Below are 25,251 nucleotides of genomic sequence, written 5' to 3'. Positions count from 1 at the left end.
GCCGATGCTGCGTTTCGACGGCTGGATCGCCGGTCTCGGGACGGCGTCCGGCACCCGTGCCGTGCTGGGGCACTGGGTGCGGTCGCCGTTCGGGCCGTTCAGTGACGTCATGGTCGAGCGGGAGGACGGGCACCGGCTGCTGCTCGCGCCCTCCCGGCGGGTCGCGGACTTCGTCGCCACGACCTACAGCTTCGACGAGGTCCAGGTCACACCCGTCTGCGTGCGGGTCGAGGCGGCGCGGTGGACGGTGGCGGCCGGCCCGCTGGACCTGCGCTTCACCACGGGCCGGCGCGGCCTGCCGGGCCTGCTCCTGCGCGCCGTGCCCGCACCGCTCGCCGCCCGGCCGGCCTGGACCGCGGTGACGTACCTCCCCGCCCGGCTGCTGGGCGTGCGCACCCGCGGCAGCGCGGGCGGCGGGCGGCGCGAGTGGTACGGCGCGCTCGATCTCCGCCCGGTCGTGTCGGCCACCGTGGTCCTCGCCGGCCGGGACCTCGGACCGCTCGCCCCGGTCGTGCCGCCCGTGCGGTTCGGTTTCGGTTCGGCGCCCCGCCGGCCCGGCCTCGTACGGGTGACTACGACCGTGGCGACGCGGCGGCGGTCCGGTGTCCTGCCGCGCCGTGCGCCAGCCACTGGGACCAGGTGAGGTTCCAGTCGCCGTAGCCGTTGCCGGCGGCGACCGTCTGTGTGGAGCCGGTGACCCGGATGACGTCTCCGGGGATGATCCGCCGGTAGAAGCGCTCGGCGGTGCCGTCGGTGGCGAGGCCGACACAGCCGTGGGTGACGTTGGCCCGGCCCGCGTACGTGTCGGCGTTGGGGTTCTGGTGGACGTAGGTGCCGGACGTGGTGAGGTGCACGGCCCAGGCGTAGTAGCCGTGGTAGGCGTCGCCGAGACCGACGGTCCGGGAGTCCATGTAGACCTTGGGCTGCTTGTCCAGCACCACCATGGTGCCGTTCCAGGTGTCCAGGCCGGGGCGGCCGGCGGTGACCGGGATGCGGGTGGTGGGCCTGCCGTCCTCGGTGACGGTCATCGTGTGACCGCGCGCGTCGACGGTCGCGGTCAGTGAGCGGCCGATGGTGAAGTGCCGTACGGCGTGGCTGCCGACGCGCAGGGTGACCCGGGTGCCGGGCTTCCAGTAGGCCGGCGGGCGGTAGTCGACGCGCTGCCCGTCGAGCAGGTCGCGGTCCCTGACCCAGCTCCAGGCGCCGGCGACGGCGGGCTCGGTCCCGACGGTGAGCCGACGCTCGACCTCGGCGCGCAGGGCCGCCGGGACGGGGTGCGGGAAGGTGACGGATATCGGCATGCCGACCCCTGCCGTGGCGCCCTCGCCGACGTTGACCCTGGCGTGGGCGAGGGCGGCAGGCTCGGGGACGGCGGGCGCGGTCCGGCCGGGCGCGGCGCCGGACGTGTGCGGTCCCGGGGCGGCCGGGCCGGTGGGGTCGGCGGCGGCCGACGAGGTGGTGGCCGCGCACCCGGTCGCGGAGAGGACGAGTGCGCAGGCCGCCGCGAGAGCACCGGCGGCGGTACGCAGGCGGCCGTGCGGGCGGCGGCCGGGCGAGCAGCCGGGCGTCGTGCGGGTGGGCGTGTGGCCGGGTGCGTCGTGCGTGGACACGGAAGTTCCCCCTGTGATTCGTGCGGACATCGTCTGTACGCACCCCAAGGGGCGCCGGTTGCACCGGAGTTCCGGCGATTCCCCGTCCGGAGCGGCAGGCCCGGCGGTCCGGCGCGCCCCGTAGGATCGCCTCTCCGGGACGGGGACACGGGGGGCCGGATGACGGAGGAGGAGTTCGACGCCTTCTACACGGCTGCCTTCCCCCGCCTGGTGGGGCAGTTGTACGCCTTCACCGGTGACCACGCCGAGGCGCAGGACGTGGTGCAGGAGGCCTTCGTGCGGGCCTGGGACCGCCGTACGTCGTTCGACGCGGCCGAGGCTCCGGAGGCATGGATCCGCACGGTCGCCACCCGGCTCGCGATCAGCCGCTTCCGGCGTGCCCGGCGCTGGCTGGAACTCGTGCGGGGCGACACGCCCCCGGAGCAGACCCCGGGTCCCGGACCCGAGCATGTCGCCCTGGTCACCGCCCTGCGGAACCTGCCTGCGCCGCAGCGGCTGGCCGTCGTCCTCCACCACGTGTGCGATCTGAGCGTCGATCAGATCGCGCGGGAGACCGGCTCGCCCGTCGGGACGGTCAAGGCCCGGCTGGCCCGGGGCCGCGCCGCCCTCGCCCGCCACCTGTCGCCCGAGGAGGCTGAGACCATGACCGGGACGAAGGAGGCCACGCATGCCTCATGACCCGTCGGGCCCGGCCACGCCCGAGGAGATCTCCGACCGGCTCACGGCCGCGCTGCACGAGGTGGCGGACCGGGGCCGGCGCTCCGCCCCCGCCCCGGGGGCCGTCGTACGGCGGCGGGCCGTGCTGCGCCGCCGTACCCGCCGGGCCGGACTGCTCTCGGCGGGTCTGGCCTTCGCGGGCACGGCCGCCCTCGTCGGCACGGGCCTGCTGGACCCCTCCGACCGGCCGGCGCGCCCGCCCGCGGCCACCGCCTCCACGACCGCTCCGGCACCGCACCCGTCGTCCGGTGACAGCACCGTCCACGACATCAGCGTCGACCTCACCACGCTGCGACTGCGCGCCGGCGGGCGGACGTTCTCCGTCTCCGCGCCCGGCATGAACCAGCCGTTCCGCGGCGACTCGGTCGCCCGCGTCACCGCACGCCACCGGCACGCGCGGTTCAGCTCCTCGCCGACGGGCGTGGTGGAGCGGCACGACTGGGTGCTGGCGTTCCTCGGCTCGCGGCAGGAGCCGCACTTCCTCTACGGCACGGGCGGCACGGTGGACGTCCCCGGGCGCCGCCCGTCCACGCTGGGCCTGATCGGGCTGCGCACCGCCGACGCCCGCTGGCTGTACGAGCACACCGCCGTCGGCGCCAAGATCACGATCACCGGCGAGGGGACCTGACGCCCGGCCCCGGTGCCCGGTTCAGCACTTGCCGGTGGGGGCCACGCTCACCGCGTCGCGCTGCCAGGCCAGATGGCGGACCGTCGCGGCGCCCTTGCCGTTCGCGCCGCCCGGCCGGGTCCTGACCGTGACACCGGTGCCGTCGGCCGCCAGCAGTTCACCGCACACCGTCTGCCCGCGGGTGTGCACCAGGACCGTCTGCGCCGGCTCGTCCGGCCCCGGGGCCACCCAGGTGGCCAGGATCCCGAGCGCGGTGGCCGACACACCGAGCACGGTCGCCCAGCGCGCAACACGGATCCGCTTCGCGATCCGGTCCCGCTCCACGCGCTCCCAGTCCAGCAGCGCCACGGCATGGGCGTACGGCAGCCGGTCCCCGGGCCGGCCGTGGGCGGCCGACACCGCGGCGAAGGCGGCGACGAGCAGCGCCACCAGCCCCGTCGCCACCAGCACGACGACCGTCAGCCGGTAACCGGCGGGCAGTTCGGCGACGTTCTCGCGGCCCTTGAGGACCAGGACGGCGGCGAGGAGCCCGGTGGCGAGCGTGAGGAAGTTCCGCCAGCCCTCCGCCTGCGCCCGCGCGAGCGCCACCTGGCCCTCCACCATCGCGTCCAGCCGCTGTTGGGCGCGCCGCAGTTCCAGGGGCGCGTACCTTCTCCCGGACACCGTCACGAGCCGGCACCCGCCGGACGGACCGCCATCCACGCGGCGCCGCAGCCCCCGGTCTCCTGCTCGTCCCCGGCGTGTGCCCGAAGGCACCGGCACTGCATGTACACCTCGTCCGGCACCTTCGCCTCCACCTTGAGGCGCCGCCGGCCCAGCGTCACCGCACCGGGCATCACGTCCGGGACCGGGTGCACGGTCGGACCGTCACATGCCGGGCAGCTGCCGGAGACGACGAGCCGTCCGCCGGAGGAGTCCCACACGAACCCGGCCTGCTGGTCCGGCCAATACGTGGCCTCGTAGGCCTTGTCGACGTGCGACACGTCAGCTCCTCTCGTGCGGCGGCAGGCGGAGGCCGAACAACGGCGCGTAGTCCCGGAGCCGGGCGCGCACCTCGTCGGCGGTCGAATCCGTCTCCTCGGCTGCCAGCCTGATGTGGTCCTCGGGCACGTCACCGGACAGGACCGGTTCCCGGCCGGTGAGCCGGGCGGTGAGCAGGACGACGTCCCGCCAGTCCGGGACGCGGGTGCAGCCGGGCTCGGGGAACGGGACGTCCAGCCCGATCGCGACGAAGGGCCGCAGTCTGCGGTAGGTCTCCCGCAGCCCGTTGCCGAGCCGGCCGGCGGCCACCACCAGGGCGAACGGCGTCAGCGTCCAGGACGTCTCCAGGTCGGCCTGGAGCAGCGCGTGCTCGGCGGCGACGTCCCGCTCCGTGCGCTCGGACGGCCGGACGAAGCCGGGGGACACGGGCACGGTGGGGGCGCCCATGGAGCGGTACTCGTTGAGAACGGCGGCGGCGGTGGCGAGGTCGGTACCGGTGCTGTCCGCGAATCTGACCAGGTTGTGCAGCCAGACGGCCTTGCGCCACCTCCCCTCTCTGAAAGACAGGGCGTTGACCACCGCCTCGCCCGGTCTCAGTCCGGCGGCGTCCTGTGGGATCTCCGGCACGTCGAAGCCGTAGGGGGCCAGCTGGTCCCGCACCCTCTTCTCGGTGGTGCCGAGGTCGTCACCGGTCTCCGCCGCGAGAGCCATGAGCGAAGCGGGCCCCAGCCTGGCGTCGCGCCCGACGCGCCTCGAGCCGAAGGTGTGTCCCGCACTCCGCTGCCCCCGCGACAACGAGCTGCGCCCCCACAGACCCCGGGGGCGCGCGGACCGGGACTGGGACAGCCAGGTGCGGGCCGCCTCGACCGCGCGGCGTTCGGCCAGGCCGGCTTCCGCGAGCGCTTCCACCGCGGCGATGTGCCGGGGCCGCGACGCGGGGTCGTCCAGGTCGGCGATCCGCCCCAGCAGCTGCCAGGTGGTGATCGGCGGTGCCCCGGACGCGTCCCCGTCGCCGTCACCGCGTGGGGCGGCCCACTCCGCCGGAAGCTGCCTGCACCAGCCGGGCGGCAGGAACGAGGCGAGCGGGCCCGGCTCCGCGACCTCGACGCCCAGCGGGCCCGCCCAGCCGGCCAGCCAGTCCGCCGTGGCCCCGACGGTCTCCTCCCGCTCGGCGGACAGCCGGACCAGATGCCGCAGACCGATCGGGCCCGGGGTGAGAAACGGTGGTTCCGCGTCCAGATCCCTGCTGAGCGCTTCGAGCTGCGTTTCGTCCAGGCAGTAGGGGAGATCAGGACCGGTGAGCCGGTAACCGAGGGGCTCGAAGCGGCGCACGACCGCCTCGATCTCCGCCGGCGGGATACCGGTCTGGTGCGCCCGGTAGGCGACGTCCACCGGACGCACCGCCCCGGAGAACTCGAGCGTGATGACCAACGGCCGGGATCCGGAGGCCTGGTCGTTCAGCAGGACGCGCCGTTCGCGGGCGTCCACGCGATGGGTCTCGAGTGGCCCGAGGTCCGGCGGTGCGGGTATCGACGGATCGACGGCCGACAACTGCACGAGCAGCTGCGCGAGAGTCCCCAGGCTCACCTTCTCGGCGGCCGACACGCGCACCATCGCCTGCCTCACGGCATGACCCCAGCTGTCGTCGTCCTCCCAGGCGGACCGGCCCCTCGCGTCCCGGAACTCCTCGTAGAACGTGGTCGCCAGACGACTCGGAACGATGCCGTCCAGGGCACGGATGTCCGCGGCCTCGGGAACGGGCGCACCCATGAGGGCGTACCGGCGCAGCCTGCGTGTCACCTCCCGCAGCGAGCGGCCGGTGTCCCCGGCGGCGCGCAGCGGTTCTCTCCACGATCTGCCCGGTGCGCTGCGGAACAGCATCGCGTCGAGGGGCTCGGGCCGGGGGAAGCCCGCCTGCGCGCTGATCGTCTCGGGCTCCTGCTGCGCACCCAGGACGCCGGCGCGCCAGGCCACGAAGAAGCGCACCCCGAGGTCGGCCTCCCCGATGCTCGTCCTGAGGATCGCCTCGTCGACGGGCAGACACCCGACGCCGGCCAGCGTGAGGTCACGCTGGTCCAGGACCCAGTGCTCGCGCCGCGGCTGCAACTGAACCGACACGGGTACGTCGGCCTCCATCAGCCGGCCGATGACCTGCTGCGCGATCCTCGGGTGGGTGCCGGCCAGGTTCCACAGCCACTCCAGCGGGAACGGCCGCCACGCCTTGCGGACCAGCGCCGGGACCGCTGCCTCCAGGTCCTCCTCGACGCGGTGCTCGTCGTACCCGAGGAAGCGGTTGCGGTCGACGCTCAGCTCAAGCCGGTGCCGGCCGCGCAGGTTCACCACGAAGCCGTCCGGCGCGTCGTCCTCCGAGACCAGCAGCCCGTCGGCCAGCAGCATGCCCGCGCCCTGGACCCACCACACGCCCTCCGTGGCCTTGATGCGCGTGCCCGGCAGCGAGGAGTCGCCGTACAGCTCGCCCGGCCGCCAGGTCACCGGGTCACGGCCCTGCTCCCGGGCGGTCACCTCCAGCGGGGTGCTGATCAGGAATTCGCCTAACGCCTGCACGAGGGAGGGGCGTTGGTCCTGCGTCGCGTCGGGCTCGTCGTGCAGGTACAGCCGGACCCTGGTGCCCCCGTTCTCCAGCCCTGTCCGCTCCCTGCTCAGGTGCATCAGGCCCGAGCCCGCGGTGACGCTGGCCCGGTGGCCGTCCTCGAGGGGCACGCTGCCGGCCATGGTGACCGGCCGGGTGACCACCTCGACCTCCTCGGCCAGCATGAAGTAGCTGAAGACGCCGATGCCGAACCGGCTGTTCAGCTCGGTGGTGATGCCCCGCCGGCGCCACCGGCGCATCTCCCGCATCCGGGACGCGGACTGTTCGGAGCGGCGGCCGGCCTGGGCGAAGAGGTCCCTCAGCTCCTCTGCCGTCATCCCGACGCCGTTGTCCTCGCACTCGATGTACGTCCGGCCCGTGGCAGGGTCGACGTCCTGGGTGAAGACGATGCGGCATCCGGCGAGCTGTTCCTGCTCGGTCTCCTCGCCGGTCTGCCGCGCGTGGTCCCAGTACCGGCGCCTCGCCTGGCGCACCCGGCACGCGTCGAGGGCGTTCTGGTACAGCTCACGCACCGCCAGCATCCGGTCCCCGTACAGCTGGGTGCCCATGATGAGCGGCTTGACCTCGTCCTCGGCCAGCCGGAACCGGGGCGGTGGCCGGTCGAACCCGTTGTTCCTGGGCATCAGGCCCTCGGTCTTGATCACCTTGGGCAGGCCGGAGAGGAGGTCGCCGGTCCGCATGGCGACCTGGCTGCGCCGGATCGCCTCCGACACCGTGATGATCCGGGTGGTGAGCCGTTCCAGCGCCGTGTACAGGGCGGCGTTGCCGCACTTGAACACCAGCAGCCAGCGGGTGGACGGGTTGCGCCCGGGCACGGCGGTGTCCCCCGACCGGCCGCCGGTGCTGGGCCGGAAGCCGTCGTTCGTGGTGATCTCGCCGATGATGCTCTCGGGCCGGACCTGCGTGGGCTCGCGCGGGCCCAGGTGGTCGATGAGCACGCCGTCGAGCATGCGCGGGTCGATGGCCAGGAGGCCGGCGAGGTGCAGCAGCGCGGCCAGGTCGCGGGGGCGCCAGTTCCACCGCTCCTCCCCGCACAGATACGTGCACAGGCCGGTCTCCCAGTCGGTGCCGTCGGGGGCCACGGTGTCCGCCGGGGTGCCGGTGCCGAGCTGGGAGACGACCTGGATCACGGCGTGCCGCAGCTTGTCCCGGCCCTCGGTGCCCAGTGTGAGGTCGGCGGCGCTCTCCGCCGCCCGCACCAGCAGGTCGACCGCGCGGCGCAGGCTCTCCAGCTCCGCGTCGCCGCGCTGCTCCCACAGCAGGTCCCAGTCGGCGAGGAAGCGGTGGCGCAGCCAGTACTCCGCGCTGCGGGCGTCGTCCTTGCGCCCGCGCCGCAGCAGCGTCCGGCGGGTCGCCTCGATCTGCCGGTGGGCGCGTCGTACGTCACCCATGTCACGGTCGAGATGCGACGCGAAGCTGCCCTCGGGCAGGGCCTGGGCGGTGGTGGTGCCGGTGTCGTCCGGGCCGTCCCCGTGGAGGTTGCGCAGCGCGAGCAGGCCGCAGGCCAGCGCGGCCTCGCGCAGGAACGGCGCGCCCAGGAGGACCACGGTCTCGATCAGGCTCAGGCGCGCGTCGGCGGCTTCCAGGAGGTGGCCGAGCCGCTTGATCAGCCGCTCCTGGACGAGGGGGTCGTCCCACGGGTCGGAGTCGGCCTGCTTGGCTCTGCGGATCTCGCCGACCTTGGTCACGACCTCCGCGAGGTGGCCCTTCGCCCTTGCCTGCTGGGCGTCCGTGCCCCCGGTCCGCTCCCACAGGTCCGACTGGACGACCGCGTCCATCCAGGGACCGGACGACGTCATCGCCTCGCACAGCGGTACGTCGGCGTGGGACCCGGCCTTCCCGTCGAAGCTCAGCCACCGGGTGGCGATGCCGGGCGGTCTGCGGGCGGTGTAGTTCGCCGCGATCTGCGGGGCGCGACGCTGCACACGCCGGATCACCTCGCCGAGCGTACGGGCCGAGGACTCCGGCGCCAGGGTCTCGCTCAGGGCCCTGGCCAGGACGCTCCCGCTCTCGGGGTGCCCCAGGGCCTCCTCCCCGGGGGAGCAGGCGCTCAGCAGGACGACGTTGTCCCGGTCGCGGCTGACCTTCATCCCCTCGAAGGTGGCCGCCGGGGTGCCGCCGCTGCTCCGGCAGGCGTCGAAGCAGAGCATCACCGTGGCGCTGGAGGTCAGGGGTGCCAGCAGTTCGTCGGGCACCACCTCGATGAGTCCCTGCGGGCCCAGGGTCCGCTGCCCGTCGGGCCCCCACCGCGCACGCGTGTCGCTCGGCAGGAGGTAGTCGGTCCCGCCGAACCGGACGCCGTGGCCGGCGAAGTAGACGAGGCCGACGTCGCCGTCCTCGCAGGAGTTCAGGAAACGGCCCAGCTCGTCCCGGACGGTGCCGCCGTCGGTGGTGTCCTCCTCGTCCAGGACGGTCACGTGTTCCGGCGGGTAGTTGCTGCGCAGCAGTGTGTTGCGCAGGGTCACCGCGTCCCTGGCGGTGAAGGGCAGGGCCGGGAAGTCGTCCTTCAGCTCCGGCACCTGTTCCAGCTGCGGATACGCGGGCACCGCGATCAGCAGAGCCCGCCGACGCCCGGCGCTCATCGTGCTCAAACCCCCCTGGGCCCTCGCGACTTCACGCCCGCTCCGGCGCGAAGGGCGATTATCGCAGACGGGCGCCGCCGGCCGGGGCGCAACCGCAGGTCCCAGGGGCTCCGGCCGGCGGGTGGGGCGCGGACGGCCGCCGCGCCCGGGCCGGGGCGCGGCGGCCGTCCGGGCGTCGGCTACTCGTCGTCGCTGGTCATGACCGGGGTCGAGCGTCCCGGCTCGGGCAGCTCGGCCATCTCCGACCGTACGACCAGGACGTCCCCGATGAACAGGTCGTAGATCAGGATGCCGATGGCGCCGCCGATCAGCGGCCCGACGATCGGGATCCACCAGTAGGCGCTGAACGCGCCGGGCACGGTCCCCGGGAACGCCAGCCCGTCCCAGCCCGCCGCGTAGGTGAACAGGCGGGGTCCGAAGTCACGGGCCGGGTTGATGGCGTACCCGGCGTTCGCTCCGTACGACATGCCGATGGCGGCGACGACGAAGCCCACGATCAGCGGCCCCAGGTTGGCCTTCACGGCCTGGTTGCGCAGGTCGATGACGGCGGCGATCAGCATGAGCAGGAAGGCCGTGCCGACGATCTGGTCGATCAGCGGCCCCCAGGTGCCGCCGTGGAAGTACGGCGCCGGGAACGTCGCGAAGATCGAGAACGTGGCGAGGGTGTGCCCGTCCGTCTTGGGCCCCTTCATCGCGCTGTCGAAAGCGTTGATCGCGTTGTGGTACACGAGGTAGACCAGGGCCGCGCCGGTGAGGGCGCCGACGACCTGGGCGAACCAGTACGGCACGACCTTGGCCCAGGAGAAACCGCGGCGCAGGGCCATCGCCAGGGTCACCGCGGGGTTGAGGTGGGCGCCGCTGATGCCGCCGGCGACGTAGACGCCGAGCATGACGGCCATCGCCCAGCCCCAGGTGATCAGGAGCCAGTCGCCGGCCGCGAGGAAGATCGTGGTGGTGGTGGCGGCCCGGCCCGAGCCGGGCAGTGCGGCGACCGCCATCGCGACCACGCCGCAGCCGAAGGAGATGAGGACGAATGTTCCGAGGAACTCCGCCAGACACTCGCCCAGCAGCCCGCCGCGGCTTCTGAGCCGTGACGGCTTGACGAGCGGAGGGATTTCCACAGCCATGGAGGCCCCCTTCGAGAGAGCGGTGCGCCCAATATCACCATATTGGCCCACAAAGTCACTCCCCGCAGGGTGACGGCCCCGGCCGTCGGCTCCGCCCCCGAAGCCGTGCCGCGCCCCGAATCCGGACGACGGACCCTAGAAGGCGTGCGGTGCCCCGGCCGGCGCGGCGGACGCCCGCTCCACCGCCCGCATCCGCTCCGTCTGGACGGCCGTGACGGTCCGCACGGCGAGCGCCCCGGCGACGGCGGCCCCGACGACGGCCGCGTCACTCGCGAGGAGCGGCCACACCCCCGCGTAGGCGCGGGCGATGATCTCGTCCGTGGAGTCCTCGTAGAGGAGTCCCACGCCGCTGAGCATCCCGATCAGCCACAGTCCCCACCACACCTCGACGGAGACGGGCAGCCTGCGCCCCGGCGCCGTACGGCGGAACGCGTCGGCGACGATCCCCCGCGGGAACCACAGGTTGACGACCGGCACGATCCACCCGAGGCAGAGCCAGATCCCGGAGTACCTGGCTTCCTCCCCCGACAGCGCCCGCGCGTTGTCCCGCACCCGCGCCAGCCACGACAGGAAGAGCAGCGCGCAGAGGATCACCGCGCCGCCCCCGAGGGAGGTGACGAGGTGATAGGAGTCCTCCAGCGAGGTCAGCGGCCGGTGCACCCCGCCGCCCTGGTCCGGCGGACCCGACGCCGGCTCCCCGGCCAGCGCCAGCCGCACCTCCCACACGGCCCGCGCCGCCCAGGCGGCCCCGGCGAGAAGCAGCCCCCCGGCTGCCAGCCGGCCCGTCGTCCGGACGAACCGGAGGTCGGAGGGACGGCCGCCGGTCTGGTACGTCTGTTCGGTCATCAGCTCATCCTGTCATCCGACGAGGTCGGTGTGCGGAGCCTGGGCGACGTTCCCGCCGGGCCGGCCCCCGGACAGGCGGGCGGGGTTCGCCCTCGCCCTCGCCGACCACCTGGACGCGGTCGTGGTCGAGGGTGCCGCCGCCGGGCGTCCGCTGCACCCACAGTTCCTTCGCGCCGGTCGCCTTCCTCACCAGCCGTTCGATCCCGGCGAGTTCACCCGGCTCCAGGCCGGGCATGGCACGCAGCCCGGGCCGGCTCTCGGAGGTGTACGGATACCCCTCGGTCCGGTCGCCCTTCGCCAGGCACCGCTCCGGCGGGCCGGGGCGGCGGTTGCGGGGGCATGCGGCGAACCTGGACACATGGCAATCAATCCCCGTACGCCGAAACGGCATGCGCATTTTTTACCCGCGCGGCAGAGACGAATCGCTCTCCCGTCCGTACTGCTGTGCGTCCCACCCGCCCGCCGCTCCCGCCGCGGGCCGGATCCACGACCGGACAGGAGGCACGGTGCGCTTTTCGCGGAACGCGACGGGAACTCTCTTCGTGGGCGGTGCGATGGCCCTGACCCTCGTGGCACTCGCCTACCCGGGCATGCTCGGGCTGAGCACCGTCTCCAGCTCCCCCACGCGGGTCATCGCCAACACCCAGTGGGGCCCGCTCACCGAGTCCGACCGCGACTTCGTGGTCAAGGTACGGGCGGCCGGGCTGTGGGAGTACCCGGTGGGGCAGATCGGCCTGCAGAAGGGCGGCTCCAAGGAGGTGCTCACGGCCAGCCGGCACCTGATCGACGGGCACGCGGCGCTGGACACCACCTGCCGCAAGGTCGCGCCCATGCTGAACATCACCCTGCCCAACGTCGCGAGCCCTCAGCAGGAGGGGTTCGTCAACACGCTGAAGTCGGACACCGGCAAGCAGTTCGACACCGACTTCGCCAACATCCTGCGGATGACCCACGGCTCGATCTTCAACACCATCGCCAAGATCCGGTCCACGACCAAGAACTCGCTGGTGCGGGCCCTGGCCGACCAGGCCAATGACACCGTGCTCGACCACATGACGGTGATGGAGAAGACGGGTCTGGTCGACTTCGACCAGACCCTGTTCCAGCAGACGACCCCACCGAAGCTCCCCGACACCGACCTGACCCCGCCGCCGCCGGCCGCGGGCCAGCCGGAGGTGGTGCTCACGCCGCCGCCGACCGCCACCTCCACCCCCGTGGACATCGACGGCCTCGCCGGTGGCGGCAACAACGGCCCGGCACCCGGTGCGAGCCCGGTCCCGACGGTGCGTTAGGCCAGCCACACGGTGGTGTCCGGCGGCAGGGTGCCGCCGCCCGGGAGCGGGGCGCTGCTCAGCAGCACCTCGCCCGGCGGGAGCGGTACCGGCTCGGCACCGAGATGGGTGACACACCGCCAGGCCTCTCCGCGGGTGAAGTCCAGCACCCCGGCGGGCGCCTCGGGCGTCCAGGTGAGTGTCTCGCCCTCCAGCAGCTTGCGGCGCAGCCGCAGCGCGGTGCGGTACAGCTCCAGCGTGGAGCCCTCGGTGCCGGCCTGCGCCTCCACGGCGTACGCCGCGAAGGACTCCGGCTGCGGCAGCCAGGCGGCGCCGGGCCCGAAGCCGTACGACGGCCCGGTCGTCGTCCACGGCAGGGGCACCCGGCAGCCGTCGCGGCCCTTGCGGACATGGCCGGTCTGCTCCCAGATCGGGTCCTGGAGCACCTCGGTGGGCAGGTCGGCGACCTCGGGCAGGCCGAGTTCCTCACCCTGGTACAGGTACGCCGAGCCGGGCAGCGCCAGCATCAGCAGGGTCGCGGCCCGAGCCCGGCGCAGGCCCGCCGCCGCGTCGACCGCGGGCGCGGTGCCGCCGGACAGCAGCCAGGCGGCGGGGTCGGTGCCGGGCGGCAGCACGAGGCGGGAGGCGTGCCGGACGACGTCGTGGTTGGACAGCACCCAGGTGGCGGAGGCACCGACGGCTCGGGCCGTGGCCAGTGAGGCCGTGATGACGTCCCGCAGCTCCTCCGCGTCCCACGGGGCCCCCAGGTACTCGAAGTTGAACGCCTGGCCGAGTTCGTCGGGGCGGGCGTACAGGGCGCGGCGGGGGCCCGGCACCCAGGCCTCGGCGACGGCGGTGCGCGGCGGGCTGTAGGCGTCGAAGACCTTGCGCCAGTCGCGGTAGATCTCGTGGACCTCGTCGCGGTCCCAGTACGGGTGGCTGCCGGGCGGGACCGCAGCCAGGGCCTCCTCACCGGACGCGCCGACGTCGCCGACGTCCCGCAGCGGCTCGGCGAGGTCCTTGGCCAGGCCGTGGGCGACGTCGACCCGGAACCCGTCGACCCCCCGGTCGGACCAGAAGCGCAGGGTGGTGCGGAAGTCGGCGCGGACCTCCTCGTTGTCCCAGTTGAGGTCGGGCTGTTCGGGGGCGAAGAGATGGAGGTACCACTCGCCGTCGGGCACCCGCCGCCAGGCGCTGCCGCCGAACAGCGACTGCCAGTCGGTGGGCGGGAGTTCGCCGTGCGCGCCGCGGCCCGCGCGGAAGACGTAACGGTCGCGGGCGGCGGAGCCGGGAGCGGCGCGCAGCGCCTCCTGGAACCAGGGGTGCCGGTCGGAGGTGTGGTTGGGGACGACGTCGACGACGACCTTCAGGCCGAGCCGGTGCGCCTCGGCGACCAGGGCGCCGAAGTCGTCCAGGGTGCCCAGGCGCGGGTCGACGTCCCGGTGGTCGGCGACGTCGTAGCCGCCGTCGGCGAGTTCGGAGGGGTAGAAGGGGCTCAGCCACAGGGCGTCCACGCCCAGCGTCGCCAGGTGGTTCAGGCGCTGGGTGATGCCCCTCAGATCGCCCAGCCCGTCGCCGTCGGCGTCGGCGAAGCTGCGCGGATAGACCTGGTAGATGACGGCCTGCCGCCACCAGTCGGGGTTCCTGGACGAGAGGTCTGCCATGCGGGCTCCCATGGACGGACGACGGTACGGACCCTGTATCTGTCCACATTGCCCGGAAAGGGAACCTTCCTCGAGGCCGGTCAGAGGGCGCAGTGCTCCAAAAGGCCGCGTACCTGCGCGTCCACCACCCGGTAGCGCACCACGCGTCCCTCCTTCTCCCCCGCCACGACCCCGGCCGCCCGCAGCAGCCGCAGCGCCTGGGAGACGGCGGGGTCGTTCATGCCGGTGGCGATCGCGAGGTCGGAGACGGCGAGCGGACCGGTGCGGTGCAGGGCGAGCAGCAGCGCGAGCCGGTTGGGGTCGGCCAGGAGGGAGAAACGGCCGGACCAGGTGCGCAGGTGATCCGCGTCGCCGATGGCGGCGATCGCCTCGCACACCCGGTGACCGTCGATGGTGCGACGGTCGGCTCGGTCGGCAGGCACGAGATGCATGACGCCATCCTCGCAGGCACCGATGTGATCTTGAATACCTGCGCAGGTGCGCAGCTATGCAGAGAACCGCACGCCCCTCTACGGTGGGCGGGCCGTGGTGCTCGGGAAGTCGATGCAAGGTCGACGCGGCCCTCGCCACTGTGATCAGGGAGTTCCCGTTCCGTCCGGCAGCCGCCGGGCCACTGGTCGTACGCGACCGGGAAGGCAGGAACGGCGGACGTGGACCTGTAAGCCAGGAGACCGGCCACGGCAGCTCACGAAGTGATCCACGAGGTGCTGGAGCGTGAACCTGATGACCGACGCCGCGTCTTTCCGCTGGCGACGTGAGGACACCGTCAAGACGGCGGGACTGCTGGCGGTGATAGTCGCCCTGCACGTCGTCGCCTTCGGGATCCTCTTCCTCCTCGTCGCCCCCGAGCACTACCGGGTGGGCACCGACGTCTTCGGCGTCGGGCTCGGCGTCACCGCCTACACCCTCGGCATGCGGCACGCCTTCGACGCCGACCACATCGCCGCCATCGACAACACGACCCGCAAGCTGATGGCCGACGGCAAACGGCCCGTGTCGGTGGGCTTCTGGTTCGCGCTCGGCCACTCCAGCGTCGTCGTCCTGCTGGCGCTGCTGATCGCGGGCGGCACCTCCCTCGCCGGGAAGGTCATGAACGAGGGATCCAGCACCCACCAGGTGCTCGGCGTCCTCGGGACCACCGTCTCCGGCACGTTCCTCTACCTCATCGCGGCCCTGAACCTGGTCGCGCTGGTGGGCATCCTCAAGGTGTTCCGCGCCATGCGCGCCGGGGCGTACGACGAGAAACAGCTGGAACGGCACCTGGACTCACGCGGCTTCATGAACCGGCTCCTCGGCCGGCTCACCAAGTCCGTGTCCCGTCCGGGCCAGATGTACCCGCTCGGCTTCCTCTTCGGCCTCGGCTTCGACACGGCCACCGAGGTCACGCTGATGGTGATGGCCGGCTCCGGCGCGGCGGCCGGCCTGCCCTGGTACGCGGTCCTCTGCCTGCCGCTGCTCTTCGCCGCCGGGATGAGCCTGTTCGACACCCTCGACGGCACGTTCATGAACTTCGCCTACCAGTGGGCGTTCTCCAACCCCGTCCGCAAGGTGTTCTACAACCTCGCCATCACCGGCCTGTCCATCGCCGTCGCCCTCTTCATCGGCACGATCGAGCTGGTCGGCGTCCTGCACGAGAAGTTCGACCTGCACGACGACCTCACCGGCTGGGTCGCCGGCCTCGACCTGGACAACGTCGGCTACCTCATCGTCGGCCTGTTCGTCGTCGTATGGGCGGCGGCGCTGGCGTACTGGCGGTTCGCCAGGGTGGAGGAGCGCTGGTCGGAACGGGTGCCGGCCACCGCCGACTAGGGTCTTTCGTTCGGATCGGGCCGGATCGGGGCCCGCGAGCCCGGCATGATCCGAACGAGAGGGCCTAGCGGCCGACCGTCTCCAGGTACAGCTTCACGTACCGGTCCACGTCGACCTCCAGGGCCACGTCCACCAGGGCGTGTTCGCGGCGGCCCCCGTGGATCTCGGACTCGCCGGGGCGGGGCCGGCGGTCCACGACAGTCTGGCCCCGGGACGGGCCGGGGGCCAGGGTGACCTCCACCGGCAGCAGCCGGGTGGTGATGCCCTGCGGGTCGGCGACCGCGCACACCGCGCCCGCGTCGCCGAGGCCGCCCGCCTCCTCCGCCTCGGCCGGCCCGCCCTGCGAGGTCGGCCGGTGGGCGAGGAGGTCACCGGCCAGGCGGGTACCGGGCTCGTCGCTCGCGCGCAGCCGGTGCACCTCCGGGCCGGGCACGACGACCTGCCGGAAGACGTCCAGGCCGTACATCGTGATCGGCACCCCGGCCGTGAGCAGGATCGCCGCCGCCTCCGGGTCGTGCCAGACGTTGAACTCGGCGACCGGGGTGGCGTTGCCGACGGCCACGGCCCCGCCCATGAACACGATCCGCTCGATGTTCCCGGTCACCTCCGGATGGGTGCGCAGCAGCAGGGCGATGTTCGTCAGCGGCGCGGTCGGGACCAGGGTCACCGGGCGCGGGGAGGCGAGGATCTCCCGGTGCAGAAGGGTGACGGCGTCGACGGCTGCCGGGGCCCGGGTGGGCGCGGGCAGGCCCAGGTCGCCCATGCCGTCCGTGCCGTGCACATGCCGGGCCGAGCGGGCCGGCTCGATCAGCGGGCGTGCGGCGCCCCGCGCCACCGGGACGTCGGGCGCGCCCGCCCTCTCCAGCACGGTCAGCGTGTTGCGGACCACCCCGTCGACGTCGGTGTTCCCCGCCACGCAGGTCACCGCCCGCAGGTCGAGACCCGGGTGCCGTACGGCGAACAGCAGGGCCAGGGCGTCGTCGACGCCGGTGTCGCAGTCGATGATCACGGGGATCGGCTCACCGGTCACAGCGCACTCCTTCCGTCGTGCCGACCTTAGATCAGCCCCCGGGCACCCGACCGATACCGGCCCGACCTGCCCCGGTGCCCCGGACCCGGCGAGCCGGGGCGACCACGCCGGCCGGCCCCGGGCGGCACCGCGTGGGGTCCCGGCGCAGCGGACGGGCCGCCGGCGCCCGGGCCACGACCGTCACGAGGCGTACGGCGCCCGGCCCGCCGCCCGGACTCCCACGCCTGCCACCGCCGGGCGGGCACCACGTGACACCACCTCGGCGGGCCGGGCAGCAGCGTCCCGGACCGCGCCCCGGCGTCCTGCACCCAGTGTCCTCGCGCTCGGTGTACCCGGGGTCCGTGTGCTCGGGCTCGGCGAGTGAGGCCGGTCCCCGGGCGGTACCGCGCCACCACCCGCACGGCGGCCCGGCGCGCCCCCTCACCCGTACGGTCCCGAGCGCTGGTGGGCGGGGCGGGCCGGTGGTGCCGTGGGACCAGGCGTCCCGCCGGTCCGTACGCAGCCCAGGAGGCACCGATGACCCCCGCGATAGGCACCCGCATCGCCCGGCTCCCCCGAGCCGTCCTGCTGCCCCTCCTCGCCACCGGTCTCCTCACCGCCGGCGGCTGCGCGGCCCTCGGTCTCCACCAGCCGGCGTCCGCCCCGCACCCTCTCCCCACTGTCGACCGGCCGACCGCGACGCCCAGGGCGTCGGCGCGGCCGGACGGTTCCACGCTCAGCGACGAGCAGGCGCAGGCGGCGCTCATCACCCAGAGCGACCTCGGTGCCCCCTGGACCCCCACACGCGGCGCGGCCACCTGGCGGGACGGGCTGTTGAAGGCGGCCACCTCGGCCGGGGAGTGCCAGCGGCTGCTGGACGCCCTCTACAGCGACGAACTGCTCGGCGCCCCGGCCCGCGCCGCCACCGGTCTGGACGACGCCGACACCGACGCCCAGCTCCGCTACCAGATCGGCACCCGCCGCCCGGCGGACGTGGACGCCGTGCTGTCCTGGCTGCGGACGATGCCGGCGCGGTGCGCGCGGTTCACGGCCACCACCGAACTGGGGGCCGTGGAGGACGTCCAGGTGACCGACGCGCCGCTGCCCGAGGTCGGGGACGCGCGCCAGGGCCTCAGGATCAGCGTGGCCGGTACGACACCGGACGGCGAGGAGAGCCTGCTCACGCTGGACATGGCCGCGGTCCGGGTCGGCGAGGACTCCTTCGCCCTCACCAACGGCGGCCTGGGCGACGTACCGAACGACGCGACGCAGGCCGCCGTCCAGGTCGGTGCCCTGCGCCTGGCCGACATCCGCAGGCAGGGCCGCGCCCAGGTGTGAGGTTCACAGGGGCGGGTGGGCCGGGGCGGGGCCCAGGGTGGTGGTGCCCGGGGCGGTGCGGTGGCCCAGGCCGGTGCGGTAGGCGTCCAGGGCCGCCTCGACGCGGCCCGTACGGCGCAGCAGGTCGCCCAGGAGACGGCACAGGTCGGCCAGGTCGCCGGCGGCACCCGCGCGTTCCAGGAGGCTGAGGGCGCGGACGTAGTGCTCCTCGGCGGCCTCGGTGTCCCCCGCGTCCTCGGCGATGATGCCGAGCAGGCGGTGCGCGGCGGCGGCGTGGACGGCGCCGCGCTCGGAGGAGAAGTCCCCGGCGACGCCCCGGAGCAGCGCGGCGGCCTCGTCCGACTTGCCCCGGCGGTGCAGCACGTCGGCCAGTTCGACCGCGGCCTGGCTGCGGTACAGGGCGGCCCGGCTCTCCGCGAGCATGGTGTGGGCCTGGCGCAGCTCGGCCTCGGCCCGCTCGAGCTCGCCGTTCTGCGCGCAGACGTAGCCGCGCATCCAGTGGCAGTTGGCCAGTTCGGTGCGCAGGCTCAGCTGCCGGTACAGCTCGGCGGCCTTGGCCAGGGAGGCGTCGGCCTCGGCGGCCCGGCCCTCGGCGAGCAGGGTGCGGGCGACCGAGCGGTGCATGTGGGCGATGAGCGCGGGGTCCCCGGCCCGCGGGGCGAGCGCGAGGGCGAACTCGGCGGCCTGGGCGGCCCGGGCGTGGGCGCCCATGTCCATGTACGGGCCGATGACGGCGGCGTAGAGCAGCAGAAGGGCGTCGGGGTCGTGCAGTCCGCCGCGGTTCAGCTCGTCGAGGGCGGTCTCCAGGAGGTAGACGGCGTAGCGGAGTTCACCGGCGAGGTAGTGGGCGACCGCCCGGCCGCGGACGGCGGGCACACGCATCGGCAGCGACTCGCCGGCCAGTTGTTCCTCGGCCTGTTCGAAGCACTCACGCGCTCTGGTCAGCTCGCCGGTCTCCAGGGCGCACTCGCCGAGCCCGATCAGGGCGGCGGCCTGTTCGCAGCCGAGTCCGTGGGCCTCCGCCTCCGCCCGCAGCACCCCGTACTGCGCGGCCGCCTCCTCGGCCCGGCCGTCGGCGAGGACGCGCCGGGCCTCGGTGAGCCGCAGCCGGAGGCCGGTGGCGAGGTGGGCGGGCCGGCCGGTGGTCAGCTCCTCGAAGGCCACGCCGAGCCGCCCGGCGATATGCCTCAGCGCCTCCTCGGAGGCCCGCACCCGGCCGGCCTCCAGCGTGGAGATGTAGGCGGGCGTGTACGCCGGTTCGGCCAGCTGTCGCTGTGTCAGGCCACGTTGGGCTCGCAGCCGCTGCACGCGCCGCCCGATGACCTCGGGGTCGTCCCTCTCCCGCACTCGCCTCATCCCCCAACTCCCCCGCCGCCTCTTGCCGTTCGGCTCCGGCAGCCCCTAGGTTAAATGGCGGGTCAAGCATGCTTGATACGCCGCTTTCGTGTTGCGAGGTAGCCGTGTCCGGACGTACATCCGCACCCTGCGCACGCCCCCGCGCCCCGCTGCGCCCGGCCGGGGCGCCCTCTCCCGCGCGCGGGGTGATCGCGGCCGTCGTCGCCGCCACGGCCCTCGTCCTCGCGGCCAACGCCGGCCCGGCCCGGGCGGCGGCCCTGACGCCGGCCTCCACACCGGTCCCGGCGGCGGCACCGGCACCGGCACCGGCGGCGCCCCAGCAGGCACGTCACTGATCCCCCTCCTCCGGGATCCCCGCAACCCGGAAGCCCCCGGGCCCCTGGCGTGATTGTCAGAGGCATGACCTACTCTTTGCAGACTCGCCACGCGAGGCACACACGGCTCATGCACCGGGGGCTCACGCAACGCCGTGCCCGCGCGGCACCCATGCCTTTCCCATTCGTTCCGGGGGGTTCGAATCAGCGTGCGCAAGCGCTCTCTCACGGCCGCCACCACTCTGGCGGTCCTCTTCAGCTCCGCGTCCCTCGCCGCCACCACCGCGGCCCACGCCGACTCCAGCACCGCTCTGCCGGTCAGGACGACCGGTGACATCGTCGTGGACGCCGTTCACCAGCAGGTCTTCGTCAGCGACCCGCTGAACGGCAAGATCGTCGTCACCGACTACACCGGCAAGACGCTCAAGCAGCTCACCACCAACCTCTCCGGCGTCAGCGGCCTGGAACTGTCCGCCGACTCCGGCACGCTCTACGCGGCCGTGCAGGACCTCGACGGCATCGCCGTCTTCGACACCGCCACCGACACCGAGACCACCCGGTACGCGGTCGGCGACAAGCCGCTCAGCGTCGCCCTCGCGGGCGGCCGGCTGTGGTTCGGCTACGGCGGCGCCGCCGCGGGCAACATCGGCTCCGTCGACCTGACCGGCGAGCAGCACGAGGTCACGCTCGACCAGGACCGCAGCTGGTACCAGGCCCCGATGCTGGACGCCGCACCCGGCTCCGGCACGCTGGTCGCGGGCGCGGTCGGGCAGAGCCCGGTCGAGCTGGCCTCCTACGACGTCTCCTCGGGCACCGCCACGAAGCTGGCGAGCACCCGGGAGGCCGGCAGCAACCTCGGCGACCTCCAGGTCACCCCCGACGGCAAGGACGTCGTGGTGGCCAGCGGCGCGCCCTACTACCAGCAGGTGTTCCGGACGTCCGACCTCGACGAGGACGGCAAGTACGTCACGAACGCCTACCCCAACTCCGTCGCCATCGCCCCCGACGGCACCGTCGCCGCCGGCATCGACGGCTCCTACGACCCGGACGTCTACATCTTCCGCCCGGGCAGCAGCGAGGCGCTGCGCAGCTACGACTTCCCCAACACCGGCCAGAGCAGCGGCTCCGACCTGCTGGCCCGCTCCGGGCTGGCCTGGACCCCGGACGGCTCCCGGCTGTTCGCGGTGACCAGCAACAGTGCGGGCGCCTACTCGCTGCGCGTCCTCACCGCGCCCACCAAGGCGGCCACCACCGTCACGGTGGACGCGCCGGCCACCGCCACCCGCGCCAAGCAGCTCACCGTCAAGGGCGGAGTCACCTCCACGGCGGCCCTCCCCGCCGGCAGCAGACTGACGGTGACCCGCACCGACCTGGAGTCCCCGAAGGGCAAGGCCCTGGCCGCGGCGACCACCAGGGCCGACGGCACGTTCTCGTTCACCGACACCCCGCCGGCCGGCGGCAAGGTGAAGTACACGGTGGCGTACGCGGGCGACGCGGGCCACGCGGCCGGCTCCGGCTCGGACACCGTCGACGTCTCCCGCGCCAAGCCGGCGCTGACCGTCGACAACAACGGCAAGGTGTACGCGTACGGCAAGGACGTCAGGTTCACCGCGCACCTGGGCAAGACCTACAAGAACCGCACGGTGCAGATCTGGGCCGACCCGTTCGGCGCCGACAAGCCCGACAAGCTGGTGAAGTCCGGCACGGTCGACTCCGGCGGCAACCTGTCCGTCACCCTGGACCTGAAGCGGGACACCAAGGTCACCGCGAAGTTCTCGGGCGACTCCCGCTACACGTCCGCCTCCGCGTCCAGCACCGTCGGCGCCAAGGTCAGCGTGTCGATGTCGATCGCCAACCAGTACAAGTCCAAGTCGGTGTGGGGCCACACGTACTACTTCTTCCACAAGACCAAGGACCCGCTGGCCACGACGAAGATGTCGTACTACCCGGGCCGGGCGCAGAAGTTCGAGTTCGAGGTGTACTCCCAGGGCCGCTGGTACCCGGGCGACCCCGCCTACTTCAAGCTGGGCTCCGACGGCGTCTCCAAGGTCAGCATCACCGGCGACCACGGCCAGGACGTCGGCTGGCGGTTCCGGATCCGCTCGTCGTACATCAACAGCGCCTCCGGTGACACCGTGAACTCCACGACGCACGGCGCCTGGAAGTACTTCACCTTCACCAAGTAGGGCTACCGGGTGGCCTGGAGCTGGCGCAGCTGCCGCTGGACGTTCTCCAGCGCGCCGCGCCGGCGTCCCGGCACCCGCAGCCTCAGCTCCGCGAGCGCGGGCCCGAGTTCACGGGCCCGCGCCGTGTCGTCGATACGGCCCCACTGGTGATGGGCGCGGTCCACGGCCGCCTCCACGGCGGGCGCGTCCACCGCCTGCCCCGCCGCCAGCCGGGCCGCGGCGACCGCCAGCCAGGCCCGGCAGCTGCGCACCGGGTCCCCCGCGAACATCGCGAGGTCGGCCCGGACCTCGGTCCAGTGCAGCGCCTGCTCGGAGCCGGCCCCGTGCGCCCGCGCGGCGGCCTCCTCGTGGCGCGCGGCCAGCCCGTCGGCCTCCTCGTGCCGCCCGGCCCGTACGGCGGCGCTGATGGCGGCGTGCGGATCGTCCGGGCGCGCGGCGGCCCCGGGACCACCATCAGGACGGGGTACGGCGGCGGACCCACCGGCACCGCCACCCGGCACGGGGCCGGCCGGCGCGACACCCGTCACCGGCCCACCGGCACCGGCCGCGGCAGGCAGGACCCCGCCCACGGCGCCGCCGGCGAAGCCCCCGCTCCTGCCCGGGCCCACGCCCGCCAGCAGTGCGTTCCCCCGGGTCTCCTCCGGGATGCGCTCCAGCGCCTGCCGGTGCAGGATCTCCAGCGGTGGCCGGTGGCCGCTGCGCAGCAGTGTGGCGACCGTTCTCATGTACGCCGGCCCGGCCGGGCCCCGGCGCCCGGGCGGCGGGGCGACGCGGCCGTACACGGCGGTGCTGGGGCCGGAGTCGAGGCCGCGCTCGGTGACGTACCGCCAGGCCTCCGCGTCGGCGTGCAGGTCGACGACGAGCGCGGTGTCCGCGGCGGACCGCAGCCGCAGCTCCTCGCGGATCCAGTGCCAGGGCACCGCCGTGTAGCGGACCGTCGCCGGGGTGGTGCGGGCCAGGGCCAGATGGGGCTGGTGCTGGCGGCGGTCCAGGTGCAGCTGACCGGTGAGATACACGGTGAGCGGGCCGGGCGCGGCGGCGGCGGCGCGCAGCCGGGTGAGGACGGCCTGCGGTTCCAGCGGGTCGGCGAGCTCGACCACGTTCGCGGTGTCGGCGCCGGACAGCACGGCGGGGGCGACGGCGGCCAGCACCGGCAGCACACCGGCCGCGTCCACCAGGCGTCCCCGCCCCAGCGGCGACGCCGCGAGCAGCAGCACGGTTCCGGGCATCGTGCCTCCCCCTGTCACCTGTGGATCCGCTTACCAGCCAGCACCGTAGCCGCTGGCGCTGCTCACCGGCGCTTCAGGCGCGCAAACGTCCCCGTTCGGGGGGTTCGCCCACCGCGTGTTCCGCCCGCCGTACCGCGAAGACCGTGGTGTCGTCCTCCAGCCGCCCCCGGCTGTGCCGCAGCACGCCGTCGCGGACCCGGCGGACCAGGAGCCGGGGCTCGGCGCGGCACGGGTCGTCCGCGATCGCCCGGGCGAGGTCGGCGGCCAGCGGATAGAAGGCGCCGGACCCGTCGCGGGCCTCGGTGACCCCGTCGGTGACCAGCAGCAGCGTCTCGTCGACGGCCAGCGCCACCCGGTGCACGGGCGGCAGCCCGCCCGCGAGGTCACCGAAGCCGAGCGGGACACCGTCGCCGCTGGGCAGCTCGCGCAGCCCGCGCGGGCCGACGGCGAACGGGGGCTCGTGCCCGAAGTTGACCAGTTCGATCGCCTCCGGCGTGTCCTCGGGGAAGGCGATGAGCACGGCGGTGGCGAAGCGGTCGCCGTCGTGGTGGCCGAGCGCGGCTCTGTGGCCGCGGTGCCGCAGCATCCGGGTCTCCAGGCGGGCGGCGACGGTCGCGAGGTCCGGTTCGTGATAGCCGGCCTCGCGGAAGGTGCCGAGCAGCGCGGCGGCGGCCTCCACGGCCCCGAGTCCCTTGCCCTGCACGTCGCCGACGAGCAGCCGCGTGCCGTGCGGGCCGGGCTGGATGTCGTAGAAGTCGCCGCCGACCCGGGCGTCGGTGTCGGCGGCCAGGTACACCCCCGCGTGCTCCAGACCGCCCCAGCGGGCCGGCAGCGGGCGCAGCACGGTACGCCGGGTGGTCTCGGCGATGTCCCGGATGTGCAGCACCTGCCGTTCCTGGCGGACACGCACGACGGCGGCCAGGGTGGCGAGGAGGCCGCCGAAGGTGACCAGGAGGAAGTTGCCGAACCCGGCTCGGTACTGGTCGGGCCAGGCGCTTTCGACCGCGCCGTACGCCACCAGCGACAGCACGCTGTAGGCGGCGGTCGTCCACACCCCGCAGATCGCGGCGGCGATGCCCGGGACCAGGACGATCCAGGAGATGATCCGGAAGTCCTCGCTGGTGGACAGGTCCAGCATGATGACACCGACGAGCAGCAGCAGCGGCGGCAGCCAGGCGATGCTGCGCCCGCGGATCCTCAGCAGCGCGCGCCGCCGCCCGTACTCCATCCGCGTCACGGCCGGCAGCCCTCCATTGCTTCAGCGAACCACGGCGGTCACCGGCACGCATCCGGGCACCCTCACCCTCCTGGCCGAGTTGCCGGGCCGTGCGCCCCGGTGTGCCCTGGAAGGCGGGGGCGGATCGGGGGAGAGGACAGGAAGGAGTGCTCTCATGGCTCAAGCGGCACCCGCACCCGACGGAATGTCCCGGCCCGGCCGCACGCCCGGGGCGGAGCGGCGCGACACCGACGTGCGTCAGCGGCCGCCGGACGTGTTCGACGCGCGCGTCCACCGGATCGCCCGGGTGGCCGTCCCCGTCGTACTGGGGCTGCTCTACGGCTGCTGGGTCGCGGCCGACAACCGCTTCGGCGGGCCGATCACCGGCTGGAACGTGCTGCTCGGCTTCGCGAGCGCACTGGTGTTCGCGGTGGTGTGCGCGGCCCTGCTGGTACTGGCCCCGCGCATGCGGCGGGAGGTGCACGCGCTGCTGTGGTCGGTGTTCGCCGGGTGCGCGTTCGGCTTCCTGTACAGCCAGAGCGGCGTGACGGTGCTGGGGGCGGCGCTGTTGTCCCTGGTGATATCGGCGATCACCTTCGCCGTGCTCTTCTACCGGTACTACACGCATGAGGACGCGTTCGGGCACCGGGTCCGCTGAGCGCGCCGTGGGGGGGGGGGGGGCCGGGGGGGGGGGGCCCCCCCCCCCCCCCGGGCCCCCCCCCCCCCCCCCCCCCCCCGGGGGGGGCCCGGGCCCCCC

21 protein-coding genes, 1 pseudogene and 1 riboswitch are annotated in these 25,251 nt (G+C 73.9%); of the genes and pseudogenes, 9 read left to right on the top strand and 13 right to left on the bottom strand.

The features are described 5' to 3' along the window. The first annotated feature begins 4 nt into the window (after positions 1-4). Complete coding sequence (locus ACF1BE_RS05575; RefSeq protein ID WP_392197663.1) at positions 5-643, top strand: hypothetical protein; 639 nt, start codon at positions 5-7, stop codon at positions 641-643. Here ACF1BE_RS05575 and ACF1BE_RS05570 read toward each other — a convergent pair. Then, positions 573-1,610: a L,D-transpeptidase gene (locus ACF1BE_RS05570; RefSeq protein ID WP_392197662.1), complete on the bottom strand. Its 1,038-nt coding sequence runs from the start codon at positions 1,608-1,610 to the stop codon at positions 573-575. The two genes, ACF1BE_RS05575 and ACF1BE_RS05570, sit on opposite strands and share 71 nt — an antisense overlap. Before the next feature lie 159 nt (positions 1,611-1,769). On the opposite strand from ACF1BE_RS05570, the gene ACF1BE_RS05565 reads away from it, so the two are divergent. Both ACF1BE_RS05565 and ACF1BE_RS05560 read left to right on the top strand, forming a co-directional pair. Then, the gene (locus tag ACF1BE_RS05565) at positions 1,770-2,288 is read left to right on the top strand and encodes a SigE family RNA polymerase sigma factor (RefSeq protein WP_392197661.1); all 519 of its coding nucleotides are present in this window, start codon (positions 1,770-1,772) and stop codon (positions 2,286-2,288) included. Beyond that, complete coding sequence (locus ACF1BE_RS05560) at positions 2,278-2,955, top strand: hypothetical protein (RefSeq protein WP_392197660.1); 678 nt, start codon at positions 2,278-2,280, stop codon at positions 2,953-2,955. Before ACF1BE_RS05565 ends, ACF1BE_RS05560 begins: the two co-directional genes overlap by 11 nt. Before the next feature lie 21 nt (positions 2,956-2,976). Here the strand turns inward: ACF1BE_RS05560 and ACF1BE_RS05555 are convergent, their stop codons facing one another. The 6 genes and pseudogenes from ACF1BE_RS05555 to ACF1BE_RS05530 form a co-directional block, all read right to left on the bottom strand. Continuing rightward, positions 2,977-3,624, bottom strand: coding sequence for a hypothetical protein (locus ACF1BE_RS05555; protein ID WP_392197659.1), 648 nt, complete (start codon positions 3,622-3,624; stop codon positions 2,977-2,979). Further along, positions 3,621-3,938, bottom strand: coding sequence for a hypothetical protein (locus tag ACF1BE_RS05550; protein WP_392197658.1), 318 nt, complete (start codon positions 3,936-3,938; stop codon positions 3,621-3,623). Before ACF1BE_RS05550 ends, ACF1BE_RS05555 begins: the two co-directional genes overlap by 4 nt. 1 nt (position 3,939) lies before the next feature. Next, positions 3,940-9,129 carry a caspase family protein gene (locus ACF1BE_RS05545; protein WP_392197657.1) on the bottom strand — a complete coding sequence of 1,730 codons (5,190 nt, stop codon included), beginning with the start codon at positions 9,127-9,129 and terminating at the stop codon, positions 3,940-3,942. 179 nt (positions 9,130-9,308) lie between these two features. Then, positions 9,309-10,256, bottom strand: coding sequence for an MIP/aquaporin family protein (locus tag ACF1BE_RS05540; RefSeq protein WP_392197656.1), 948 nt, complete (start codon positions 10,254-10,256; stop codon positions 9,309-9,311). A gap of 135 nt (positions 10,257-10,391) precedes the next feature. Beyond that, the gene (locus ACF1BE_RS05535) at positions 10,392-11,102 is read right to left on the bottom strand and encodes a DUF4328 domain-containing protein (RefSeq protein ID WP_392197655.1); all 711 of its coding nucleotides are present in this window, start codon (positions 11,100-11,102) and stop codon (positions 10,392-10,394) included. 18 nt (positions 11,103-11,120) lie between these two features. Further along, positions 11,121-11,472 (bottom strand): annotated as a pseudogene (locus ACF1BE_RS05530) (hypothetical protein); the annotation flags it as partial. 172 nt (positions 11,473-11,644) lie between these two features. Here ACF1BE_RS05530 and ACF1BE_RS05525 point away from each other — a divergent pair. After that, on the top strand, positions 11,645-12,394 hold the full coding sequence (locus tag ACF1BE_RS05525) for a DUF4142 domain-containing protein (RefSeq protein ID WP_392197842.1): 750 nt from the start codon (positions 11,645-11,647) through the stop codon (positions 12,392-12,394). Here the strand turns inward: ACF1BE_RS05525 and ACF1BE_RS05520 are convergent. Then, positions 12,391-14,037 carry a glycoside hydrolase family 13 protein gene (locus ACF1BE_RS05520; RefSeq protein WP_392197654.1) on the bottom strand — a complete coding sequence of 549 codons (1,647 nt, stop codon included), beginning with the start codon at positions 14,035-14,037 and terminating at the stop codon, positions 12,391-12,393. The genes ACF1BE_RS05525 and ACF1BE_RS05520 overlap by 4 nt on opposite strands. A gap of 80 nt (positions 14,038-14,117) precedes the next feature. After that, positions 14,118-14,468, bottom strand: coding sequence for an ArsR/SmtB family transcription factor (locus tag ACF1BE_RS05515; protein ID WP_392197653.1), 351 nt, complete (start codon positions 14,466-14,468; stop codon positions 14,118-14,120). 78 nt (positions 14,469-14,546) lie between these two features. Then, positions 14,547-14,732, top strand: a riboswitch (cobalamin riboswitch). Positions 14,733-14,760: 28 nt separating this feature from the next. On the opposite strand from ACF1BE_RS05515, the gene ACF1BE_RS05510 reads away from it, so the two are divergent. Continuing rightward, complete coding sequence (locus ACF1BE_RS05510) at positions 14,761-15,846, top strand: HoxN/HupN/NixA family nickel/cobalt transporter (protein WP_392197841.1); 1,086 nt, start codon at positions 14,761-14,763, stop codon at positions 15,844-15,846. Positions 15,847-15,910: 64 nt separating this feature from the next. On the opposite strand, the gene ACF1BE_RS05505 is transcribed toward ACF1BE_RS05510, so the two are convergent. Then, positions 15,911-16,876, bottom strand: coding sequence for a nucleoside hydrolase (locus ACF1BE_RS05505; protein ID WP_392197652.1), 966 nt, complete (start codon positions 16,874-16,876; stop codon positions 15,911-15,913). A 516-nt stretch (positions 16,877-17,392) separates the two neighbouring features. Between ACF1BE_RS05505 and ACF1BE_RS05500 the strand changes: the two genes are divergently transcribed. Next, the gene (locus tag ACF1BE_RS05500) at positions 17,393-18,193 is read left to right on the top strand and encodes a hypothetical protein (RefSeq protein WP_392197651.1); all 801 of its coding nucleotides are present in this window, start codon (positions 17,393-17,395) and stop codon (positions 18,191-18,193) included. 3 nt (positions 18,194-18,196) lie between these two features. On the opposite strand, the gene ACF1BE_RS05495 is transcribed toward ACF1BE_RS05500, so the two are convergent. Further along, positions 18,197-19,540: a tetratricopeptide repeat protein gene (locus tag ACF1BE_RS05495; RefSeq protein ID WP_392197840.1), complete on the bottom strand. Its 1,344-nt coding sequence runs from the start codon at positions 19,538-19,540 to the stop codon at positions 18,197-18,199. Between the two features lie 113 nt (positions 19,541-19,653). Here ACF1BE_RS05495 and ACF1BE_RS05490 point away from each other — a divergent pair, with 113 nt between their 5' ends. Continuing rightward, positions 19,654-19,884 carry a hypothetical protein gene (locus ACF1BE_RS05490; RefSeq protein ID WP_392197650.1) on the top strand — a complete coding sequence of 77 codons (231 nt, stop codon included), beginning with the start codon at positions 19,654-19,656 and terminating at the stop codon, positions 19,882-19,884. Positions 19,885-20,072: 188 nt separating this feature from the next. Further along, positions 20,073-22,049 carry an Ig-like domain repeat protein gene (locus tag ACF1BE_RS05485; RefSeq protein ID WP_392197649.1) on the top strand — a complete coding sequence of 659 codons (1,977 nt, stop codon included), beginning with the start codon at positions 20,073-20,075 and terminating at the stop codon, positions 22,047-22,049. A 2-nt stretch (positions 22,050-22,051) separates the two neighbouring features. On the opposite strand, the gene ACF1BE_RS05480 is transcribed toward ACF1BE_RS05485, so the two are convergent. Both ACF1BE_RS05480 and ACF1BE_RS05475 read right to left on the bottom strand, forming a co-directional pair. Continuing rightward, on the bottom strand, positions 22,052-23,278 hold the full coding sequence (locus tag ACF1BE_RS05480) for a hypothetical protein (protein ID WP_392197648.1): 1,227 nt from the start codon (positions 23,276-23,278) through the stop codon (positions 22,052-22,054). Between the two features lie 73 nt (positions 23,279-23,351). After that, on the bottom strand, positions 23,352-24,506 hold the full coding sequence (locus tag ACF1BE_RS05475) for a PP2C family protein-serine/threonine phosphatase (RefSeq protein ID WP_392197839.1): 1,155 nt from the start codon (positions 24,504-24,506) through the stop codon (positions 23,352-23,354). Between the two features lie 163 nt (positions 24,507-24,669). On the opposite strand from ACF1BE_RS05475, the gene ACF1BE_RS05470 reads away from it, so the two are divergent. Continuing rightward, entirely contained in the window at positions 24,670-25,152 is a 483-nt protein-coding gene (locus ACF1BE_RS05470; protein WP_392197647.1) for a hypothetical protein, read from the top strand. The last annotated feature ends 99 nt before the right edge of the window (positions 25,153-25,251 follow it).

This window comes from Streptomyces sp. NPDC014991 (assembly GCF_043080665.1).
GTDB lineage: Bacteria > Actinomycetota > Actinomycetes > Streptomycetales > Streptomycetaceae > Streptomyces.
The sequence above is the reverse complement of the archived record's forward strand: the minus strand, read 5'-3'. Positions and strand labels throughout refer to the sequence as shown.